Below are 1,890 nucleotides of genomic sequence, written 5' to 3'. Positions count from 1 at the left end.
TCCAGCCACGGCAGATATTTCTTCTTGTAGCCGCGGAACCGTTCGAGATACGTCTCCCAAACTTGCCATGAAATTGTTGGATAGGGCAGCATGCGACCGCCAATGCCAATGACACAGCTATCCGGAATGATCATGCCGTCAAAACGGTGGTAATAGGCTTCGCTTATCGATGGTGGCACACTCAGTTGCCGACTCTCCCCGTGCATTCTGGCCGTTTCAGCATAACGCGGGTCGGATGGATTTCCGCCCCAGCGTCCTCGTTTGATCACGACGACCTTGCCCTTGATCTCCAAACCCATGGCCAGGAGGAAACCCATGGGCCTGACGCCGTCCTCGAGGGGCATGCTATCCCCAGTAGCACGCACGAAGAGTTCGCCACCGTTCATCAGTATGGCGCCGGTGCGTGGCTGATGCTTGCATGTCAGTTCAAACAGCCATTCCTTGCCAAGCTCGAGCGGCGAAAAATAGTCAGGCACACCGAGATAGATGCGCATGGCGTGCCGGACAGTGCGAGGGATCTCCGAGGCCCTCGTCCATCTACCTAAGATGTTCGTATCTTCGGGATCATAGCTTAGAAACTTCGCCCTACTAACGGATGCACATTCTATGGAGGCGTATCTCATTCCAACCCCTCGCGCATTCTGTTGATCCTTTCCTGAAGATGTTCTCGTATGTCTTTTTGCTGATCGCGAAGCCAAACCTTGTAGCCCGGATCCAGCAGCTGCTTTTTATGCTCTCATCCCGGCCTTCGTTCGATGAAGCCGATAAGGATTTGCTCGCAGGCAAGGCTTATTTCCGATCGCTTTCGTACCATCATCTTCCCTATCCGGCAGTCCTCGCCGCGGCTTGAACCACGACGCCCGGGCCCAGCCTATGGGCGCCATTCCTGGGTGTAGGGCATGAAGTCGAAGCGGCCGTCCTTCTCCAGCAGCACATGTTCGCAGTAGCGATCAATGGCTTCGGCAGGGTCGGCAAGGATGCGCATGTTTTCCACATCGCCGTCGTGCACATGGTAGATCACGCCATCCTGAATGTGGTTCTTGACGAAAAACGCATCGCCCTGTTTGCCGGCCGTGCCCGGCGCATAGAGAAACATCCTGAAATTGATCCAAGGCGTGAGCTTTCCGGGGTGGCGGATGCCCGGAATCCGCTCCTCCAGCCACGGCAGATATTTCTTCTTGTAGCCGCGGAACCGTTCGAGATACGTCTCCCAAACTTGCCATGAAATTGTTGGATAGGGCAGCATGCGGCCGCCAACGCCAATGGCACAGCAATCCGGAATGATCATGCCGTCAAAACGGTGATAATAGGCCTCGCTTATCGGCGGCCGCACACTCAACTGACGGACGTCATTAGACATTTTCACGGTTTGTGCGAAGCCAGGATCAGAAAGATTTCTGCCCCAGTACTCTCTTCGGATCACGACAACTTTGCCCTTGATCTCCAAACCCATGGCGAGGAGGAAACCCGGTGGCCTGATACCGTCCTCGAGCGGCATGCTATCGCCAGTAGCACGCACGAAGAGTTCGCCACCATTCATCAGTATGGCGCCGGTGCGCGGCTGATGCTTGCATGTCAGCTCAAACAACCATTCCTTGCCAAGGTCGAGCGGCGTTAAATAGTCGTTCACGTAACCAACACACATGGCGTGCCGGACAGTGCGAGGGATCTCCGAGGCCTTCGTCCATTTACCAATGATACTCGTATGTTTAGGGTCGTAGCTTAGAAACTCCGCCCTACTAACGGATGCACATTCTATGGAGGCGTATCTCATTCCAACCCCTCGCGCATTCTGTCGATCCTCTTCTCGTCGCGGAACTGTATGGACTTATCAGTCAGCGGATTGCGTCTCTTGACGGCAGTGCTCTCCTTCCGGCCTTCGTTCGATGA

The 1,890-nt window shown here is 55.0% G+C and carries 2 protein-coding genes; both read right to left on the bottom strand.

What is annotated here, in order from left to right:
• The coding region (locus M8997_RS22095) for a hypothetical protein (RefSeq protein ID WP_252597225.1) at nt 1-494 on the bottom strand (494 nt) is incomplete at its 3' end.
• Nucleotides 495-871: 377 nt separating this feature from the next.
• Nucleotides 872-1,630 (bottom strand): hypothetical protein, encoded by a 759-nt coding sequence (locus M8997_RS22090; protein WP_250020239.1) that lies wholly within the window; start codon nt 1,628-1,630, stop codon nt 872-874.
• Between the last annotated feature and the right edge of the window lie 260 nt (nt 1,631-1,890).

The organism is Phyllobacterium sp. 21LDTY02-6, assembly GCF_023554255.2.
GTDB lineage: Bacteria > Pseudomonadota > Alphaproteobacteria > Rhizobiales > Rhizobiaceae > Phyllobacterium.
The sequence above is the reverse complement of the archived record's forward strand: the minus strand, read 5'-3'. Positions and strand labels throughout refer to the sequence as shown.